15 protein-coding genes and 2 tRNA genes are annotated in these 17,760 nt (G+C 61.0%); 9 read left to right on the top strand and 8 right to left on the bottom strand.

Annotation, left to right across the window (positions count from 1 at the left end):
• Positions 1 to 150 precede the first annotated feature (150 nt).
• Positions 151 to 2,049, top strand: a complete 1,899-nt coding sequence (locus tag CCOS864_RS21830) for a potassium transporter Kup (protein ID WP_115088321.1) — start codon at positions 151 to 153, stop codon at positions 2,047 to 2,049.
• Positions 2,050 to 2,168: 119 nt separating this feature from the next.
• Here CCOS864_RS21830 and CCOS864_RS21825 read toward each other — a convergent pair whose 3' ends face one another.
• The 4 genes from CCOS864_RS21825 to CCOS864_RS21810 all read right to left on the bottom strand — a co-directional run bounded on the left by CCOS864_RS21825 (position 2,169) and on the right by CCOS864_RS21810 (position 6,615).
• Positions 2,169 to 3,464, bottom strand: a complete 1,296-nt coding sequence (locus CCOS864_RS21825; RefSeq protein WP_115088320.1) for a virulence factor family protein — start codon at positions 3,462 to 3,464, stop codon at positions 2,169 to 2,171.
• Positions 3,464 to 6,106 carry a bifunctional lysylphosphatidylglycerol flippase/synthetase MprF gene (mprF, locus tag CCOS864_RS21820; protein ID WP_115088319.1) on the bottom strand — a complete coding sequence of 881 codons (2,643 nt, stop codon included), beginning with the start codon at positions 6,104 to 6,106 and terminating at the stop codon, positions 3,464 to 3,466. Before mprF ends, CCOS864_RS21825 begins: the two co-directional genes overlap by 1 nt.
• A 224-nt stretch (positions 6,107 to 6,330) precedes the next feature.
• A tRNA-Met gene (locus CCOS864_RS21815) sits at positions 6,331 to 6,407 on the bottom strand.
• A gap of 131 nt (positions 6,408 to 6,538) precedes the next feature.
• A tRNA-Met gene (locus CCOS864_RS21810) sits at positions 6,539 to 6,615 on the bottom strand.
• Positions 6,616 to 6,833: 218 nt separating this feature from the next.
• Between CCOS864_RS21810 and dinB the strand changes: the two genes are divergently transcribed.
• Positions 6,834 to 7,898, top strand: a complete 1,065-nt coding sequence (dinB, locus tag CCOS864_RS21805) for a DNA polymerase IV (protein WP_115088318.1) — start codon at positions 6,834 to 6,836, stop codon at positions 7,896 to 7,898.
• 45 nt (positions 7,899 to 7,943) lie between these two features.
• Here the strand turns inward: dinB and CCOS864_RS21800 are convergent, their stop codons facing one another.
• The 3 genes from CCOS864_RS21800 to CCOS864_RS21790 all read right to left on the bottom strand — a co-directional run bounded on the left by CCOS864_RS21800 (position 7,944) and on the right by CCOS864_RS21790 (position 12,082).
• Positions 7,944 to 8,897 (bottom strand): hypothetical protein, encoded by a 954-nt coding sequence (locus tag CCOS864_RS21800; protein ID WP_115088317.1) that lies wholly within the window; start codon positions 8,895 to 8,897, stop codon positions 7,944 to 7,946.
• 18 nt (positions 8,898 to 8,915) lie between these two features.
• Positions 8,916 to 10,631, bottom strand: coding sequence for a proline--tRNA ligase (locus tag CCOS864_RS21795; RefSeq protein WP_115088316.1), 1,716 nt, complete (start codon positions 10,629 to 10,631; stop codon positions 8,916 to 8,918).
• Positions 10,632 to 10,801: 170 nt separating this feature from the next.
• A complete protein-coding gene (locus CCOS864_RS21790; RefSeq protein ID WP_115088315.1) occupies positions 10,802 to 12,082 on the bottom strand; it encodes an OprD family porin in 1,281 nt (426 codons plus the stop codon).
• 295 nt (positions 12,083 to 12,377) lie between these two features.
• On the opposite strand from CCOS864_RS21790, the gene CCOS864_RS28125 reads away from it, so the two are divergent.
• The 3 genes from CCOS864_RS28125 (at position 12,378) to CCOS864_RS21780 (ending at position 13,526) form a co-directional block, all read left to right on the top strand.
• On the top strand, positions 12,378 to 12,635 hold the full coding sequence (locus tag CCOS864_RS28125; RefSeq protein WP_148708569.1) for a hypothetical protein: 258 nt from the start codon (positions 12,378 to 12,380) through the stop codon (positions 12,633 to 12,635).
• Positions 12,636 to 12,890: 255 nt separating this feature from the next.
• Positions 12,891 to 13,316, top strand: coding sequence for an HIT family protein (locus CCOS864_RS21785; RefSeq protein WP_115088314.1), 426 nt, complete (start codon positions 12,891 to 12,893; stop codon positions 13,314 to 13,316).
• A 3-nt stretch (positions 13,317 to 13,319) separates the two neighbouring features.
• Positions 13,320 to 13,526, top strand: a complete 207-nt coding sequence (locus CCOS864_RS21780) for a SlyX family protein (protein WP_115088313.1) — start codon at positions 13,320 to 13,322, stop codon at positions 13,524 to 13,526.
• A gap of 62 nt (positions 13,527 to 13,588) precedes the next feature.
• Here the strand turns inward: CCOS864_RS21780 and CCOS864_RS28620 are convergent, their stop codons facing one another.
• Positions 13,589 to 14,176 carry a cold-shock protein gene (locus tag CCOS864_RS28620; RefSeq protein WP_115088312.1) on the bottom strand — a complete coding sequence of 196 codons (588 nt, stop codon included), beginning with the start codon at positions 14,174 to 14,176 and terminating at the stop codon, positions 13,589 to 13,591.
• 298 nt (positions 14,177 to 14,474) lie between these two features.
• Here CCOS864_RS28620 and CCOS864_RS21770 point away from each other — a divergent pair, with 298 nt between their 5' ends.
• The 4 genes from CCOS864_RS21770 (at position 14,475) to aspS (ending at position 17,705) form a co-directional block, all read left to right on the top strand.
• Positions 14,475 to 14,948 carry a Dps family protein gene (locus CCOS864_RS21770; protein ID WP_115088311.1) on the top strand — a complete coding sequence of 158 codons (474 nt, stop codon included), beginning with the start codon at positions 14,475 to 14,477 and terminating at the stop codon, positions 14,946 to 14,948.
• A 243-nt stretch (positions 14,949 to 15,191) separates the two neighbouring features.
• Entirely contained in the window at positions 15,192 to 15,521 is a 330-nt protein-coding gene (locus tag CCOS864_RS21765; RefSeq protein WP_115088310.1) for a ribbon-helix-helix domain-containing protein, read from the top strand.
• Positions 15,522 to 15,614: 93 nt separating this feature from the next.
• Positions 15,615 to 15,836: an FmdB family zinc ribbon protein gene (locus tag CCOS864_RS21760; RefSeq protein WP_045193542.1), complete on the top strand. Its 222-nt coding sequence runs from the start codon at positions 15,615 to 15,617 to the stop codon at positions 15,834 to 15,836.
• A 93-nt stretch (positions 15,837 to 15,929) separates the two neighbouring features.
• Positions 15,930 to 17,705, top strand: a complete 1,776-nt coding sequence (gene aspS / locus CCOS864_RS21755) for an aspartate--tRNA ligase (protein WP_115088516.1) — start codon at positions 15,930 to 15,932, stop codon at positions 17,703 to 17,705.
• Positions 17,706 to 17,760 lie beyond the last annotated feature (55 nt).

Here is a 17,760-nt window from a genome sequence, read left to right as displayed (position 1 = left end):
GCAGAAATACGACGAACGCTCAGCTATGCTTCGCGGCGATATGCCTGCGTTTGCATCGGGCCCTGACAGTGCCGGCGGCGCGATAGCAGAAATCATAGCGTCTGGCGCGAATCTTACCGGCCTCAAGGGTCTTGGTTGCGGGAGTGGTGGATGGTTCAGGCAAGCAGTCAGACCGATAGCGGGCATTCGTCGGCAAAGCCGCTGAGCCTGTTGGTGGCAGCCGTAGGGGTGGTGTACGGCGATATCGGCACCAGCCCCCTGTATACCCTCAAGGAAGTTTTTTCCGGCGGTTATGGCGTGCCGGTCAACCATGACGGCGTGCTGGGCATCCTGGCGTTGATCCTCTGGTCGCTGATCTGGGTGGTGTCGGTCAAGTACGTGCTGTTCATCCTGCGCGCCGACAACCAGGGTGAAGGTGGCATCATGGCCCTTACCGCCCTGGCCCGGCGGGCCTCGGCGCCCTACCCGAAACTCAAGGTGCTGATGGTCGGCTGTGGGCTGATCGGCGCGGCGCTGTTCTACGGCGACAGCATGATCACTCCGGCGATTTCGGTACTGTCGGCGGTGGAGGGCCTGGAACTGGCCTTCGACGGCATCGATCACTGGGTCATTCCGGTGGCGTTGATCGTGCTGGTGGCGTTGTTCCTGATCCAGAAGCACGGTACGGCGCGCATCGGCATCCTCTTCGGGCCGGTGATGGTCACCTGGTTCGTGGTGCTCGGCGCCTTGGGTGTGCATGGCATCATCCAGAGCCCTGAGGTGCTCAAGGCTTTCAACCCGGTCTGGGCGGTGCGCTTCTTTATCGTCCACCCAGGCATGGGCGTGGCGATTCTCGGCGCCGTGGTGCTGGCACTGACTGGCGCCGAAGCACTGTACGCCGACATGGGCCACTTCGGCCGTAAACCCATTGCCCGCGCCTGGTTCGCCCTGGTGCTGCCGGCGCTGGTGCTCAACTACTTCGGCCAGGGTGCCTTGCTGCTGCAGAACCCGGAGGCGGCGCGCAACCCGTTCTACTTGCTGGCGCCGAACTGGGCGCTGATACCGTTGGTCGGTTTGTCCACCCTGGCCACGGTGATCGCCTCCCAGGCGGTGATTTCCGGGGCCTTCTCCCTGACCCGCCAGGCGATCCAGCTTGGCTATGTGCCGCGCATGCAGATCCAGCACACCTCCAGTGACGAGCAGGGGCAAATCTACATCGGGGCAGTGAACTGGTCGCTGATGATCGGGGTGATTCTTCTGGTGCTTGGGTTCGAATCCTCCGGGGCGCTGGCCTCGGCCTACGGCGTGGCGGTGACCGGGACCATGTTGATGACCACCTTGCTGGTGTCCACGGTGATGTTGCTGCTGTGGAAGTGGCCGCCGCTGCTGGCGGTACCGATCCTGTTGGGCTTTCTCTTTGTCGATGGCCTGTTCTTCGCCGCCAACGTGCCGAAAGTGGTGCAGGGCGGGGCCTTTCCGGTGCTGGCGGGGATTGTCCTGTTCGTCCTGATGACCACCTGGAAGCGCGGCAAGCAGATCCTGGTCGAGCGCCTGGACGAAGGCAGCCTGCCGTTGCCGCTGTTCATCGGCAGCATTCGCGTGCAGCCGCCGCATCGGGTCGAGGGAACTGCGGTGTTCCTCACTGCGCGCCCGGATGCGGTGCCACATGCCTTGCTGCACAACATGCTGCACAACCAGGTGCTGCATTCGCAGGTGGTGCTGCTGACCGTGGTCAGTGAGGATACGCCGCGGGTACCGGCGCAGGAACGCTTTGAAGTCGAGGCATATGGCGAGGGTTTCTACCGGGTGCTGTTGCACTTTGGCTTCATGGACGAGCCGGATGTGCCAGCGGCGTTGAAGCTCTGCCATCTTGAGGGGTTGGATTTCAGCCCGATGCGTACCACCTACTTCCTCAGCCGCGAGACGGTGATTGCGTCGCGGCTGGTGGGCATGGCGCGTTGGCGGGGGCTGTTGTTTGCCTTTTTGCTGAAGAATGCCAACGGCAATCTGAGGTTCTTCAATTTGCCGTTGAACCGGGTGATCGAGCTGGGTACACAGGTAGAGATATAGGTAGCTGCAAGCTACAAGCCTCAAGCTGCAAGCAAGAGCCGTGCGCGATTGGCTCTAGCTTGCAGCTTGCAGCTTGCAGCTTGAGGCTGACAGCTTGCAGCTGCGCGCCGGGGCGCGCTTCAATCCTGCTCGGCGACGCGGGTCTTGCCCTGGCGGTTCTCGATGTCGCCAATCAAGCGCTTGGCCAGCGCCGGGTAGTTCTCGTCGAAGTGATGCCCGCCGGGCAGCTTCAGGCGCTCGCCGACGGCAGTGTGGTCGGTACAGCCGCTCTCGTCCGCCTCTTCCTCGCCATACACACAGACCACCTTGGCGGCTGGCAGCCTGGCCATTTCCGGGCCGGTCGGCGCTTCTTTACCGGCATTGCCCAGCCAGCCCTCGACCTCGATCTCGAAGCTGCCACTGCGGGCAAAGGCCAGCAGGATCACTGCATCGATGCGCTTCTGGTCTTCGGCCGGCAAGCGGTTGTAGATCGCCGGCAACACGTCGGCGCCGAACGAGTAGCCGGTCAGCACGAAGCGTTTGGTCCCCCATTTCTGCCGGTAGTGCTGCATCAGTTCCGAAAGGTCGATAGCGCTCTGTTCCGGGCTCTTGTGCTGCCAGTAGTAACGCAGGGTGTCGATGCCGACCACCGGGTAGCCGAGCTTGGCCATCTCACCGGCCACGTCGCGGTCCAGGTCACGCCAGCCGCCATCGCCGGAGAGGAACAGGGTCACGGTATCGGTGGTTTGCCCGGCCGGCACCTCGACCACCGGGATGCTCATGGCGTTGCCATCGTCGCCGACCAGCGCCTGGGTCAACTGGGCCTTGAGCACCTGCGGCAGGTGGATGTCGTAGTCGCTGATGCTGGTCTCGGCATTCGGCTGATCACGCACGAAGGCCGCGCTGGCGTCATCCGGGTTGTCGTTCCAGGCCACGCTCCAGCGGCCGTGGGCGGCAGACTTGGGCAGTGGCGTGGCGCAGCCGGGTTGCTCCAGATTGAAGTCCACCGAGATTGCCTGGGCCTTGTCATCGCTTTGGCTGGCCAGCCAGCTCCAGGCCTGGGCCGCGCCTGGGCCGATACCGGCAACCAGCGTCGGAGCGCCCTTGAGTTGTTGCAGGGCCTGCTGCATGGCCTGTTGCTGCTTGCTGCAATCGGCGGGTGGGAGGATCAGCTGGACCAGCTGCGCTTCGCCGCTCTGGCTCAGGTCAAGCAGTTGTTTCTCGCTCAGGGCCTGGTCCTGGGGCACGGCGATGGCGACTCGCGCCTTGGCACGGGTACCTGGGTTGACCCGGATCAGGCTGCTGCCATCAGTCAGGCTCAGGTGCTCCAGGGTCGCCTCGGGTGCCGGGCGGGTCCATAGCCAGAAGCCAAGGGCTGTGGCCAGCAGGGCCAGCAGCAAGGGGATCAGTACATACAGCCAGTAGCGTCGAATCATCAGCGTTTCACCAATCCAGTCAGGCCGCCTGCGATCAGGGCGGCAGTGTCAGCCAGTGCCACCAGTGGATCGAGTCCGGCCGGCACGGCCATGTAGCGGGGTTCCCAGTCCGGCTGGAACTTGTCCTTGAAGCGACGCAGGCCCTGGAAGTTGTAAAGCTGCTCGCCGCGCTGGAACACCATCGAGCCCAGGCGCTGGGTCAGTGGCGCGCCGCGACGTGGTTGCAGGCCGGAAAGCGGCACCATGCCGAGGCTGAAGCGCCCATAGCCGTGCTGCTTATAGTGTTGGATCAGGCCGATCATCATGAATTCCATGGTCAACTTCGGCGCTTCGGGGTGGGCGCGCATCAGGTCGAGGCTGGCCAGTTCCAGGCTGCGGGTCTCCAGCAGGTTGGCAAAGGCCACCGGGCGGCCCTCGAAGCGGATCAGGGCAATCCGGAAGTGCTGCAGGTACTCTGGGCTGAAGCGACCGAGGGAGAAGCCTTTCTCGCGCACGTTCTTGCCGCTGAGCCAGGCATCGGAAATGAGTTTGAGCTCATCCATCGGCGCCTGGCCTGGCTCGTGCACCTCAAGGCTGAGCCCGTCGCGGCCACCGCGGTTCCAGGTGTAGCGCAGGTCTTTCATTTCCTTGCCCTTGGCTTCGAGGTCAAAGCGCTTGAGATCGACCCGGGCTTCTTCGCCCAGTTTGATCGCGGTCAGGCCGATGTCCATATAGAAGGGCAGGTTCTCGGCCCGGACCTGGTAGAACACCGGGCGGGCGTGATGTACGTCGCACAGGTCGCGGAACTGCCAGATCATTTCTGCACGCTCGTGGGCCGGCCCGATGGGGTCGTATAGCGCCACCAGGCTGCGCCCGCGCCGGGCGTACATAAGGAAGGCATCGTCGTTGGGGTGGAACAGCAGCGCCTTGTCGCCGGTCAGTGCCAGGCCGCCGTCGGGTTGGTCGGAGGCCTGCAGGATAGTGCTGGCCCGTTGCAGTTCTTCGGCCGACGGTAAGTGGATCACCGGACGTGCGGTGCGCAGCAACCAGGTCAGGGCGACGATCACCAGCAATACCGCGCTGCCCAGGGCCGAGCGCAAACCGCGCGGGGCATCGGCGTCGAGGGTGAACTGCCACCACAGCTGATGGCTGTAGGGCACGTCCTGGTACGCGAACAGCAGCAGCCACACCGACGCACCCAGGACGCAGGCGCTGGCCGCCAGGTAGACCGGCGAGAACGGTAGCTCGAGCAAGCGGCTGGGTCGGTAGAAAGAGCGCCGGAAGACGGCCAGCAGGCACGCGGTCAAGGTCAGGATGCTGGCCTCTTCCCAGTCAAAGCCTTTGAGCAGCGAGAGCAGGGCGCCGACCAGTAGCAGGATGGTGGTCAGGATCCAGGCGGCCGACAGGCGCCGCCGCAGGCCCTGGGCCAGCAGCAGGCACAGCACGCCAATCAGGCTGGCGCCGAAGTGCGAGGCGTCGATCAGTCGGTGCGGTACGAGAAAGCCCAGGTGTTCCAGGCGTCCGTCGATTTCCGGGGTGGCGCCAGAAAACAGCAGCACCACGCCGGACAAAAATACCAGTACCGCCAGCACCGGTGCCGCCAGCCCGGAAGCAGCCCTGATCGCCTGTTGGGCAAACAACAGGCGCCGGGCTTCGCTGGCGAGCAGCAGAATGCAGGCCAGCAGCAGCGGCAACACCACATAGATCAAGCGATAGAGTAGCAGTGCGGCGGCCAGTGGCGCAGCGCCGAGCTTGTCGGCAAAGGCCGCCAGCAGGATCGCTTCGAACACCCCGACACCGCCGGGCACATGGCTGAGTACCCCGGCTGCCAGCGCCAGCAGGTAGACCAGCAGGAAGGCACCAAACGGCGGTGCTTGCGGCAGCAGCAGGTAAAGCACGGTGGCGGCAGCGGCAACGTCCAGGGCGGTAATGAACAGTTGTAGCAGGGTCAGGCGCGTGCCCGGCAAGCGCAGGGTGCGTCGGCCTGCCTGCACCAGCAGATTGTCCGCCAGTGGTTGTTCGGGCAGCCGTCGGCGATAAAGTCCGTAGACCAGCGCCGCACTCAAGCCAAGCACGGCCAGGGCAATCGTAGCCAGCAGCGCAGGCGAGAGGTGCAAGGCTGCAGCGGCAGCCGGCAGATTGCTCAAGGTCGCCAGGGCCGCGAGAGGCGGCAGGGCACAACCGAGGGAAAGGCTGGCGAACAGGGTCATCCGGGCGACTTCGGCGGCGCCTATGCCGTGACGGGCGTATAGGCGATAGCGCACGGAACCACCAGACAGTAGCGACAGGCCGATAGCGTTGCCGATGGCAAAGGCGCTGAAGCCGCCCATCACCAGAGTACGCGGCGGTAACTGGACGCCGGCGTAACGGCTGGCTGACCACTCGTAACCAAGCAGGATGACGAAGCCGACGACCGTGGCCATGACCGCACCCATCAGCGAAGTCGGGGGCACGCTGAGCAGTGAGTCATGCAGGGCATAGATGTCCAGCTCGCTGAGCAGATGGCGGCAGGCGATCAACGCCACGGCAAACAGCAGCAAGGTCACGCCCAGGCCGATCGGCTGGCGGTATTTGCTCAGCCGTTCGAGCCAGCGCAGGCGATGCTCGGCATTGGGCAGTGCGGCAGTAACAGGAGCTTGTGTTTCGGGCGTCTGGGCGCGCATCAACCACCTCGTGGCTTGCGCGCGGCAGGAAGGTTGTATCCGGTCAAAGTACCAATCCCTTTGGAAGCGTAATGTCCGATATGATCGGGCCGCTGAGTGCCTTGAGGATAGTTAAAGAAGTTTCATATTGCCCCGGGTGGGAAGGGGGCAGGCGAGGAGGGCGAATGGTCGAACGAGCAGATGCAAAAAAGGCCACTTTTTTCAAAGTGGCCTTTTCTGTTGTTTGGTTGCGGGAGCCGGATTTGAACCGACGACCTTCGGGTTATGAGCCCGACGAGCTACCAGACTGCTCCATCCCGCGTCTGTGGGGCGGATTCTACAGCGTTGAGCTTGGCTGTCAACGCTTAATTGTTGATTTACAATAAAAAATTACCTGGCACTTTATTCCGGGCAAAGAAAAAGGCCACTCGTGAGAGTGGCCTTTCCTGAATCTGGTTGCGGGAGCCGGATTTGAACCGACGACCTTCGGGTTATGAGCCCGACGAGCTACCAGGCTGCTCCATCCCGCGCCTGTGGAATGAGATTCTACAGTTTTGCCCGGAGCTGTCAATAGCCTGTTTACAGAAATCCTTTCTCCTTCAATCGCTTAGCGCACCTGAAAAGGGCTGCAGGGCAGCAAGGGCGGGCCTCGCAGGGGATCCGGGGGTGAATGAATTAGTTGTGATGCGTGGGGCGCTATCGGGTGAGATACTGCTTACATCACTTTAAACCTGTTCTTACGCTCCCTATGTCTCAACGCAAGATCATCCATATCGACTGCGATTGTTTCTACGCCGCCATCGAAATGCGCGACGATCCGCGCCTGGTCGGACGGCCACTGGCGGTGGGCGGCTCGGCGGAGCGGCGTGGGGTGATCGCTACCTGCAACTATGAGGCGCGGGCGTTCGGGGTGCGCTCGGCGATGTCCTCGCGTCATGCCCTCAAGCTGTGCCCGGACCTGTTGATCGTCAAACCGCGCATGGATGCCTATAAAGAAGCCTCGCGGGAAATTCACGGGATCTTTCGCGAGTACACCGATCTGATCGAGCCACTGTCGCTGGATGAGGCTTACCTGGATGTGTCGGACAGTTCCTGGTTCGCCGGCAGCGCCACGCGGATTGCTGCGGATATTCGCCGGCGGGTTGCCCAACAGCTGCATATCACCGTGTCGGCCGGTGTCGCGCCGAACAAGTTCCTGGCCAAGATCGCCAGTGACTGGCGCAAGCCCAATGGCCTGTTTGTGGTTACCCCGAATGAAGTCGAAGACTTCGTTGCCGCTTTGCCGGTCAGCAAGCTGCACGGGGTAGGCAAGGTCACCGCCGACAAGATGGGGCGCCTGGGCATTATCAATTGCCTGGAACTGCGCGACTGGAGCCGCCTGGCCCTGGCCCGTGAGTTCGGTAGCTTTGGCGAGCGGCTGTGGGGGCTGGCGCGGGGCATCGATGACCGTCCGGTACAGAATGACAGCCGTCGTCAGTCGGTCAGCGTGGAAAATACCTACGACACCGATCTACCGGACCTAGCCAGTTGCCTGGAAAAACTCCCAGAGCTGATGGAAACCCTGGCCGGGCGCATGGCACGTATCGATGACAGTTATCGCCCGGGCAAGCCGTTCGTCAAAGTGAAGTTCCATGATTTCAGCCAGACCACCCTTGAGCAGTCGGGGGCGGGGCGTGACCTTGGTGGCTATCAGCAATTGCTCAGCCAGGCCTTTGCCCGTGGTGGCAAGCCGGTGAGACTGTTGGGGATCGGCGTGCGCTTGCAGGATTTGCGCGGTGCCCATGAGCAGCTGGAGCTGTTCACTCAGGAGTGAGGAGGGCAGCGCCAGCAGGCTGGCGCTATCCGGGTGTAGCGAAGGTCAGTGCGCGCCGGGGTCGGCAACCAGGCGGCCAGCGTCCTTGGTCAGTGACTTGAGGAACTCCTGTTGCAGCTCCGGATCGTTGCGGGTCAGCTCGATCAGGCTCTGCTCCAGTTCACTGGCTTCTTCTTCCAGGCCCAGCTCCGACAGGCGCTTGACCCGATGCACCCACTGGCTGACTTCATCGTCTTCCAGGTCGTCAAAAATCAGTTCGTGGGCTTCCACCAGTTTGCCGCGCAGGCTGGCGCTGATCAGCAGGCTGGCATCGCCACGCACGTTGTTGTCTTCATCGACTACCTGCAGATGCAGGGTGCCGATGTGGGTCAGGTTCTGCTCGCTGAACGGGCTGTCGAGCAGGTTCAGGTGCAGCACGCCATTTCGGTCGGTGGTCAGCTCATGGTCCATCTTGCCGGCCTTGACCGATACCGGCCGCTCGCTCCAGGGCACACTGGTGTATTCCTGGCGCTTGTCCTTTTGCACTTCGGTGATGCCCGCCAGGTTCTGCTGGGCACGGCCGTTGGACTGGGCGTTCATGAACGGGTTGAGGCCGTCGAAGCCATAGCTCAACCAGTCGTGGGTAACGCTGTCGGGCAAGTTGCCCAGGGCAAAGACGTTGACCACGTTGGCGCCGACACCGGCCACCACCGCCACCGCGCCCAGCGGAATCTCATAGACTTCGCGCCAGGGCTGGTAAGGCGTGTAGCGATCATAACGACGGGTGACTTCAAACTCGGTGACTTCGAAGTTCTTCTGTTCGTGGATGCGCACACGCCGTTGCGGCAGCTCGAGTACCTTGGGGTCCCCGGCATCGATCTGCAGGCTGTGTTCGAGCAGCTTGCGCTCGATGCGTTCCTCATGTTCGCTGCGCTGTGACATCTGGTTGGCGCAACCGCTGAGGAACAGGGCGCCGCACAGTGCGGCGCCCCCCAGGTTGATGGTACTTCGCTTGAACATGATTACTCTTGCGTTGGCTTAGCGACGAATGCGGGCTTGCAGGAACGACAGCACCTCGGCCACTGGCAGCGGCTGTGCGTCACGCTCGGTGCGGTGCTTGTATTCCAGGTTGCCGTCGGCCAGGCCGCGATCGCTGACCACGATGCGGTGTGGAATGCCGATCAGTTCCATGTCGGCGAACTTGATCCCCGGGCTGGTTTTCTTGTCGCGGTCATCCAGCAGCACTTCGAAACCGGCGGCGGTCAGTTCGGCATACAGCTTGTCGGTGGCTTCGCGAACCTGCTCGGTTTCGTAGCGCAGCGGTACCAGGGCGATCTGGAACGGTGCCAGGGTATCGCTCCAGATAATGCCGTTGTCGTCGTAGTTCTGCTCGATGGCCGCGGCAACTACGCGCGATACGCCAATACCGTAGCAACCCATGCTCAGGGTCACCGGCTTGCCGTTCTCGCCCAGGACCTGGCACTTGAGGGCTTCGCTGTACTTGGTGCCGAGCTGGAAGATGTGCCCGACTTCAATGCCGCGCTTGATCACCAGGGTGCCCTGGCCATCCGGGCTCGGGTCGCCTGCAACGACGTTACGCAGGTCGGCCACTTGCGGAACCGGCAGGTCGCGCTCCCAGTTGACGCCGAAGTAGTGCTTGTCGTCGATGTTGGCGCCGATGCCGAAATCGCTCATCAGGGCGACCGAACGGTCGATGATGCACGGCAGCGGCAGGTTCAGCGGGCCAAGGGAGCCGGCGCCGGCGCCAATGGCGTTGCGCAGTTCTTCATCGGTGGCCATGACCAGCGGGCTGGCAACCTCTGGCAGGTTGGCGGCCTTGATTTCGTTCAGTTCGTGGTCGCCACGGACGATCAGGGCAATCAGCTTGCCCTCTTCGGCGGCGTGGACGATCAGGGTCTTGACGGTCTTTTCGATCGCCAGGCCATAGTTCTCGACCAGTTGGGTGATGGTCTTGGCGTCCGGGGTGTCGACCAGGCGCAGCTCTTCGGTCGGCGCCAGGCGCGCGGTTTCCCGCGGGATGGCCTCGGCCTTCTCGATGTTGGCGGCGTAGTCAGAGCTGTCGCTGAAGATCACATCGTCTTCACCGGACTCGGCCAGCACGTGGAATTCGTGGGAGTAGCTGCCACCGATCGAGCCGGTGTCGGCCTGCACCGGGCGGAAGTCCAGGCCCAGGCGGGTAAAGATGTTGCTGTAGGCCAGGTGCATGCGATCGTAGGTTTCCTGCAGGGAAGCCGGATCGGCATGGAAGGAGTAGGCGTCCTTCATGATGAACTCGCGACCACGCATCAGGCCGAAGCGCGGACGGATCTCGTCACGGAACTTGGTCTGGATCTGGTACATGTTCAGCGGCAGCTGTTTATAGCTGTTGAGCTCGTTACGGGCCAGGTCGGTGATGACCTCTTCGTGGGTCGGGCCCACGCAGAACTCGCGACCGTGACGGTCCTTGAGGCGCAGCAGCTCGGGGCCGTACTGTTCCCAGCGGCCGGACTCCTGCCACAGCTCGGCAGGCTGGATGGCCGGCATCAGCACTTCAAGGGCGCCAGCGGCGTTCATTTCCTCGCGGACCACGGCTTCGACCTTGCGCATTACCCGCAGGCCCATCGGCAGCCAGGTATACAGGCCGGATGCGAGCTTGCGGATCATGCCGGCACGCAGCATCAGCTGGTGGCTGATGACGACCGCGTCGGAAGGGGTTTCTTTCTGGGTAGCGAGCAAATATTGACTGGTGCGCATGGTAGGCCGTTGTCGGTTGCTTAAGACTTTAAATGACCCCGCATTGTACGGGGGCGATTCGGTGGCGTACAGGATGCCGGAGCACGAAGGCGTTGTCAGCCCGAATTCAGACAAGAAAAAGCCCGGCAGTGCCGGGCTCTTTCGTACTGGGAATACTGAAAGCCCGAGGCTTACAGGATGCTCAGCGGGTACTCGACGATCAGACGCAGTTCGTCGATGGAGTCCGAACCGTAGTAAACGCCATCGCTGGAGCGATAAGTCGCTTGACGAATGCGGAAGCTCAGGTCTTTGGCCGGGCCTTCCTGCAGGACGTACTTGGCCTCGATGTCGCGTTCCCATTCCTTGCCGTTGTCGGTGGAGGCAACATTGGCGCCGGTACCTTTGACATAACGGGTCATGAAGCTCAGGCCTGGTACGCCGAAGGTGGCCATGTTCAGGTCGTAGCGAGCTTGCCAGGACTTCTCGTCTTCAGCGTTGAAGTCGGAACGGGCGATGGAGTTGGCCAGGAAGATGGTGCCGCCACCGTCAACGCCGTAGCCGTAGTCGCCGTCACCGCTGACTTTCTGGTAGGCCAGGGTGAAGGTGTGCGCGCCAATGTTGTAGGCGCCCGACAGGCTGTACGCACGGTTATCAAGTTTGTCGCCATCGTAGGCGGCATAGTTGGTCGTGCCGTCGCTCTTGGTGTCATAGATGTTGAAGTCGAACACCAGGCCCTGATCGTCGCTGATCGGCAGCGCCCAGTTGACGTTGGCGTAATATTTGCGCCAGTAGTCTTCGACCTTGGAGTAGTAGAGGCTGGTGCTCAGGGAGTCGGTAAAGGCATAAGTGCCGCCGACCACGTCGGCCTGGGTCAGGTGCAGGCTGTCGCGGTTGGTCTGTTCTTGCCCGGTGAGGCTGGTGAAGTGGCCAGCGTGCAGGGTCAGGCCCTTGATTTCGTTGCTGGTGATCAGGGTGCCTTGGGCCATCTCAGGCAGCAGGCGGCTGTCGTCAGTGGCGAAGACTGGCAATGCGGTGAATTGGTCACCCACTTTCAGGACTGTGTCGGAAATGCGGAACTTGACCGCGCCACCGCCCTTGGAATAGTCGTCTTGCGAACGACCGTCGGAGCCGGTTGGGAACAAGCCGGTGCCGGAGGTGCCTTTACCGCCGTCCAGCTTGAGGCCCAGCAGGCCGATGGCGTCGACGCCTACGCCTACGGTGCCTTGGGTAAAACCGGACTCGAAGGTGCCGATGAAACCCTGACCCCATTCGCGGGCATAGCTTTTGGTCTTGCCCAGCGGATTGTTTTCACGGTTACGGAAGTCGCGGCTGAAATAGAGGTTGCGAAGTTTGACGTTCAGCTTGCTGTCTTCAACAAAACCCTTGGACTCATCCTGAGAAGAGGCCACTGCCAATTGCGAGGTGCCGGCTGCAACAGCCAGGGCGATTATGCTCCACTTCATCACGCGCATCGTGATTTGCTCCTTTGGTTTTTAGGAAGAGTACTGCCGTCGCTGTTTGGTTTTTTTATACAGCGCGGCTCTTTCTTTTTGTGTCGGCGAAAATGTATATCACGCTGACCATCGTTGGCGATATGGGCGTTGAGAACCTTTCGGTAACTTTACGGTCATGTCGCTAACAGTTATGTCCTTGTCGCAAATCACGCCCCGGGTTTTCGCGGGCCGTACAACTCCAGCGCTGTTTCAAGTGGATTAAGGATAGGTAAAAATAATCTAGCCCCTGCCCCCGAAACTCCCTGGTTACCCCATGCGGCTGTTGTTATTTGTCGCCGCTCACCGCATCAATGCAGGTGGCGTGCCGACTGTGGCGGATGACAATGCAACAAGCGTGCACAAAATCGAACAGGGTTCACGAAATTTTCACTTTTCTGCGCTCAAGGGCGGTTTGGTGCCGATAAACCGGGGGTCAAAGAACCTTTGGTTAGCCGTCAGCGATCCCGCTGGAATAAGTATAAAAGTTGCCCGTAAAGTCAAAGCGTTACCGTTGAAGGCTAAAGCTGAGTAGTTTGTGGATGTTCGGTGGGCACAGAGCGGACGGACGGCTTCATTTTGGTGCGAAAAGTAGCGTTTCACCGTTCGGGCGGCGTAACACCTGCTCGCCCAAGGACCTTTCGCGGCGAGGCGCGGGGGCAAAGTGGTGCATCTCTTCATTTTATAGGGCAGCAACCAATGCCCTTGAGGCTGAGGAGGAGTATCCTGCTGGCTGTGGCTCACGGTGGTTGCGTGGGCGAGGTTCTGTGCGGTTGTAGGAGATTTTGCTGTGTTTGTTCTGGATCAACGCCTTCAACAAGACACCTTGTGCCTGGGTGACTTTCCTCTTTGTCGTCTGTTGTTGAGCAAGGATGCCAACTATCCCTGGTTTATCCTGGTCCCGCGCCGTGCGGATATCAGCGAATTGTTTCAACTTGATGACAGTGATCAGCAGCAGCTCTGGAAAGAAACTACAGCCTTGGCTCAACTGCTCAAGGACAGCTTTGCTGCGGATAAAATGAATGTGGCGACCCTGGGCAATGTAGTTAGCCAGCTACATATGCACGTCATTGTTCGTCGTCGCACTGATCCGGCCTGGCCGGCGCCAGTATGGGGCAATAAACCTGCGATTGAATATTCGCCGCAACAGTTGGCGGATGTCCGTTTGCGTCTTGCCGAGATATTGGTTGACGACTTTCAGTTCATGGAGGCTTGAATCATGACCCTTGAATCGCGAGTGACCGAGTTGGAAAGCCGGTTGGCCTTTCAGGACGATACCTTGCTGGCCTTGAACGATGTGCTGGTCGAGCAGCAGCGCGTTGTTGAGCGTCTGCAGCTGCAGATGGCCGCGCTGCTAAAGCGCTACGAAGAGATGGTCGGTCAGTACGAAGCCAGCGAAGAAGAGGCACCGCCGCCGCATTACTGATTTCGGGGCGTAAAAAAACCGCGATGGGCAGTGATGCCGTCGCGGTTTTTTGTTTCAGCCGATCAGCGCCGTGGGGCGGCGATCACATCCTCGGCCTGCAGGCCCTTGTCGCGGTTCATTACCGAGAACTCGACGCGCTGGCCTTCGACCAGAACCCGGTGGCCTTCGCCACGAATGGCGCGAAAGTGGACGAAGATGTCATCGCCCGAATCGCGGGAGATAAAGCCGAAACCCTTGGAGGTGTTGAACCACTTCACCGTACCGGTATCACGATTGGACATGTCGTACTGGGTGTTCTGGCTACGGTTTGCAGCGCTTTTGGCAAAGCCGGCAATCAGGTGCAGGACGGTGGCCAGCAGGGCGCAGGCCAGGGCCGGCAGGTTACCGAGCTCGGGACGGGCCAGCAGGGTCACGGTCTGCAGGATCACGGCAACGACCAGCAAAACACTGGCGGCGCGTTGCAGTTGCTGGCGGGCGCCCCGATAGTGCTGCGGGAGCACGGGAGCGATGACCAGGTTGAGCAGGCCGAAGAGCGCGAGGAAAATCGCCTCTGGTTGCTGCAGGAAGGGAATGGCTTCGGTTCTGAGGCTGGGTATGAAGGACAGCAGCAAGGCTGCAACGCCCGTCAACAGGTGGACGATCTTGAACATGTTGGTTGGCTCACATTGATAAGGCGGATCACAGGAAGAGCTGACTTCACGGCGCGCACGGGTAAAAAAGCGCAAAAACGTGAAATGGGTCAGCCTATGCGCCCGCGTAATGACAATCGGCGCGGGCGGCACGCTGCCTATTTAACAGCAAAGCCCCGGGGTTCTCAAATCAGCGGCCAACCGTGTGTCGCGTGGGCTGCAGCCCTGTGTCGCAGGCACGAGGCTGCAGCCGGTGAAAACTCTTGGTACAGTGGTTTGTAGCCGCTTGATCAGCAAGCGCCAAGGAAAGGGGAACTGCATGGCTATCGATATCGGTATCAGTGAAGAAGATCGCAAGTCCATCGTGGATGGTTTGTCGCGTCTGTTATCGGATACTTATGTTCTTTATCTGAAGACCCACAACTTTCACTGGAACGTCACCGGCCCGGCGTTCCGTACCTTGCACCTGATGTTCGAGGAGCAGTACAACGAACTGGCCCTGGCGGTCGATTCGATTGCCGAGCGTATTCGCGCCCTGGGCTTCCCGGCGCCGGGAGCGTATTCCATCTATGCGCGGCTTTCCTCTATTAAAGAAGAGGAGGGCGTGCCCGCCGCCGATGAGATGATCAAGCAGCTGGTCGAAGGCCAGGAGGCGGTCACCCGCACGGCGCGCAGCATTTTCCCGCTGCTCGACAAGGTCAGCGACGAGCCGACCGCCGACCTGCTTACCCAGCGCATGCAGGTGCATGAAAAAACTGCCTGGATGCTGCGTTCGCTACTTGAAGGCAAGTGACCGGCTGATTTAACGCGCGTTGTTTGAATGCCCGAGCTTCTATATGAGGTTCGGGCATTTTAGTTGGTACGGAAGCACTTTCCGGTGTTTTCAAGTACCGGGTCCAGCGCCGAGTATTCCTACATTCAGAATAACTGCGTCTGCTGGTGCCGGCGCGAGTCACGGCGCTTTATTAAGGGCAAGTTCCCGTGCGTGCCAAACGTCCGGGTTTGTTTCCCTGTTAAACAGTGGCGTGGTACGACTATGTCGGCATGGATGAATCGCACGGGGCGCGCAGCCAGCGTGCCGCACAAGGATGGCATCGATCCTTTCGAGGCAAATTTCAACATGGGCCTGGCCCAGCCGTTATCGCGTTCGGTACGGCTGAACGGTTTTGCCACCTGTCTGCGCCTTGAGGAGATTTACTGGACCATCCTCGAGCGCATTGCCGAGGCGAACAAATGCTCGGTCAACGCGGTGCTGTCGTACGTTGACCGCGAAGTGCACCTGCGCCATGGCGGGGTGAAAAATTTCAGCGGGCTGATCCGCGTGGTCTGCGTGGTCTATCTGCTGGGGGCAAAGGTGGCACGCTAGTCGGTTGCCGGGCTGCACAGCACTCCTTAACCATATATAATCCCGCGCTTTACTGCCTGAACCAGCCCGCGCTGTGGTTAACGAGACACGCCTATGCCCATGTACGACTATCAATGTGCTTCCTGCAATCATCAGTTGGAAGTCCTCCAGAAGCTCAGCGCCGCGCCGCTGACCGATTGCCCGGCGTGTGAGCAGCCCGCATTGAAAAAGCTGATCTCGGCCCCGGGGTTCCGTCTGGGCGGTACGGGCTGGTACGAAACCGACTTCAAGACCGGTGCGAAAAAGAACCTGGCAGGCGGCGACAAGGCCGACTGAGTTGATTGCACCGGCAGGGTCTTGCACTATTAGCCCTTTGGGGCATCAAGGCCTCCACTGAACATACGAATGACGAGAAGCGAAACCACCATCATGATGCGCAGCCATTATTGCGGCCAACTGAACGAGAGCCTGGAAGGTCAGGAAATTACCCTTTGCGGATGGGTCCATCGTCGCCGCGACCACGGCGGGGTGATTTTCCTCGATATCCGTGATCGCGAAGGCATGGCCCAGGTCGTCTTCGACCCGGATCGCGCAGAAAGCTTCGCCGCCGCTGATCGCGTGCGCAGCGAGTACGTGGTACAGATCACCGGCAAGGTGCGTCCGCGTCCGGCTGGCGCGGTCAACGCCAACATGGCGTCCGGCGCCATCGAAGTGCTGGGTTACGAGCTGACCGTCCTGAACGAAGCGGAAACCCCGCCGTTCCCGCTCAACGAATACTCCGATGTTGGTGAAGAAACCCGCCTGCGCTATCGCTTCATCGACCTGCGTCGCCCGGAAATGGCCGAGAAGCTGCGCCTGCGCTCGCGCATCACCACCAGCATCCGCCGCTTCCTTGATGAAAACGGCTTCCTCGACGTCGAAACGCCGATCCTCACCCGTGCCACCCCTGAAGGCGCGCGTGACTACCTGGTGCCGAGCCGTACCCACGCAGGCAGCTTCTTCGCCCTGCCGCAATCGCCGCAGCTGTTCAAGCAGTTGCTGATGGTTGCCGGTTTCGACCGCTACTATCAGATCGCCAAGTGCTTCCGCGACGAAGACCTGCGCGCCGACCGTCAGCCGGAATTCACCCAGATCGACATCGAGACCAGCTTCCTTGATGAGTCCGAGATCATGGGCCTGACCGAAAGCATGATCCGCAAGCTGTTCAAGGAAGTCCTGGACCTGGAGTTCGGCGAATTCCCGCACATGACCTTCGAAGAGGCCATGCGCCGCTACGGTTCCGACAAGCCGGACCTGCGTAACCCGCTGGAACTGGTTGACGTTGCCGATCAGCTCAAGGAAGTCGAATTCAAGGTGTTCAGCGGCCCGGCCAACGATCCGAAGAGCCGTGTTGCCGCCCTGCGCGTGCCAGGTGGCGCGAGCATGCCGCGCAGCCGCATCGACGACTACACCAAGTTCGTCGGCATCTACGGTGCCAAGGGCCTGGCCTACATCAAGGTCAACGAGCGCGCCAAGGGCGTTGAAGGCCTGCAGTCGCCGATTGTCAAGAACATCCCTGAGGCCAACCTCAACGTGATCCTCGATCGCGTTGGCGCGGTCGACGGCGACATCGTGTTCTTCGGCGCCGACAAGGCCAAGATCGTCAGCGAGGCGCTGGGCGCCCTGCGGATCAAGGTCGGTAACGATTTCAACCTGCACACCTGCGAGTGGGCACCGATGTGGGTTGTCGACTTCCCGATGTTCGAAGAGAACGACGACGGCAGCTTCACTGCGCTGCACCACCCGTTCACCGCGCCAAAATGCAGCCCCGAAGAGCTGGAGGCCAACCCGGCCACCGCGCTGTCGCGTGCTTACGACATGGTCCTCAACGGTACCGAGCTGGGTGGCGGTTCGATCCGTATCCACCGCAAAGAAATGCAACAGGCGGTCTTCCGTCTGCTGGGTATCGAAGCGGCTGAACAGGAAGAGAAATTCGGCTTCCTGCTCGACGCCCTGAAGTTCGGCGCACCGCCGCATGGCGGCCTGGCCTTCGGTCTGGACCGTCTGGTGATGCTGATGACTGGCGCCCAGTCGATTCGCGAAGTCATTGCCTTCCCGAAAACCCAGAGCGCTGCGTGCGTCATGACCCAGGCCCCTGGCCTGGTCGATGCCAAGGCCCTGCGTGAGTTGCATATCCGTCTGCGCGAACAGCCCAAGGCTGAGTAAGCAGACCCCGGGCGCATCCATATGGATGCGCCTTTGCGTTAAGGCGCATGAATTT

The sequence above is a fragment of the Pseudomonas wadenswilerensis genome, assembly GCF_900497695.1.
GTDB classification, from domain to species: domain Bacteria; phylum Pseudomonadota; class Gammaproteobacteria; order Pseudomonadales; family Pseudomonadaceae; genus Aquipseudomonas; species Aquipseudomonas wadenswilerensis.
Note: the sequence above shows the minus strand (reverse complement) of the source record. Positions and strands in the feature narration are given on the sequence as shown.

Excerpts from the sequence above, each read along its gene's own strand:
- CCOS864_RS21830 (WP_115088321.1), top strand. The coding sequence starts at position 151 with ATGGTTCAGGCAAGCAGTCAGACCGATAGCGGGCATTCGTCGGCAAAG.
- CCOS864_RS21770 (WP_115088311.1), top strand. The coding sequence starts at position 14,475 with ATGGCTATCGATATCGGTATCAGTGAAGAAGATCGCAAGTCCATCGTG.
- CCOS864_RS21795 (WP_115088316.1), bottom strand. The coding sequence starts at position 10,631 with ATGCGCACCAGTCAATATTTGCTCGCTACCCAGAAAGAAACCCCTTCC.
- CCOS864_RS21780 (WP_115088313.1), top strand. The coding sequence starts at position 13,320 with ATGACCCTTGAATCGCGAGTGACCGAGTTGGAAAGCCGGTTGGCCTTT.
- CCOS864_RS28620 (WP_115088312.1), bottom strand. The coding sequence starts at position 14,176 with ATGTTCAAGATCGTCCACCTGTTGACGGGCGTTGCAGCCTTGCTGCTG.
- mprF (WP_115088319.1), bottom strand. The coding sequence starts at position 6,106 with ATGCGCGCCCAGACGCCCGAAACACAAGCTCCTGTTACTGCCGCACTG.
- CCOS864_RS21790 (WP_115088315.1), bottom strand. The coding sequence starts at position 12,082 with ATGCGCGTGATGAAGTGGAGCATAATCGCCCTGGCTGTTGCAGCCGGC.
- CCOS864_RS28125 (WP_148708569.1), top strand. The coding sequence starts at position 12,378 with ATGCGGCTGTTGTTATTTGTCGCCGCTCACCGCATCAATGCAGGTGGC.
- aspS (WP_115088516.1), top strand. The coding sequence starts at position 15,930 with ATGATGCGCAGCCATTATTGCGGCCAACTGAACGAGAGCCTGGAAGGT.
- CCOS864_RS21800 (WP_115088317.1), bottom strand. The coding sequence starts at position 8,897 with ATGTTCAAGCGAAGTACCATCAACCTGGGGGGCGCCGCACTGTGCGGC.
- CCOS864_RS21760 (WP_045193542.1), top strand. The coding sequence starts at position 15,615 with ATGCCCATGTACGACTATCAATGTGCTTCCTGCAATCATCAGTTGGAA.
- CCOS864_RS21825 (WP_115088320.1), bottom strand. The coding sequence starts at position 3,464 with ATGATTCGACGCTACTGGCTGTATGTACTGATCCCCTTGCTGCTGGCC.
- CCOS864_RS21765 (WP_115088310.1), top strand. The coding sequence starts at position 15,192 with ATGTCGGCATGGATGAATCGCACGGGGCGCGCAGCCAGCGTGCCGCAC.
- dinB (WP_115088318.1), top strand. The coding sequence starts at position 6,834 with ATGTCTCAACGCAAGATCATCCATATCGACTGCGATTGTTTCTACGCC.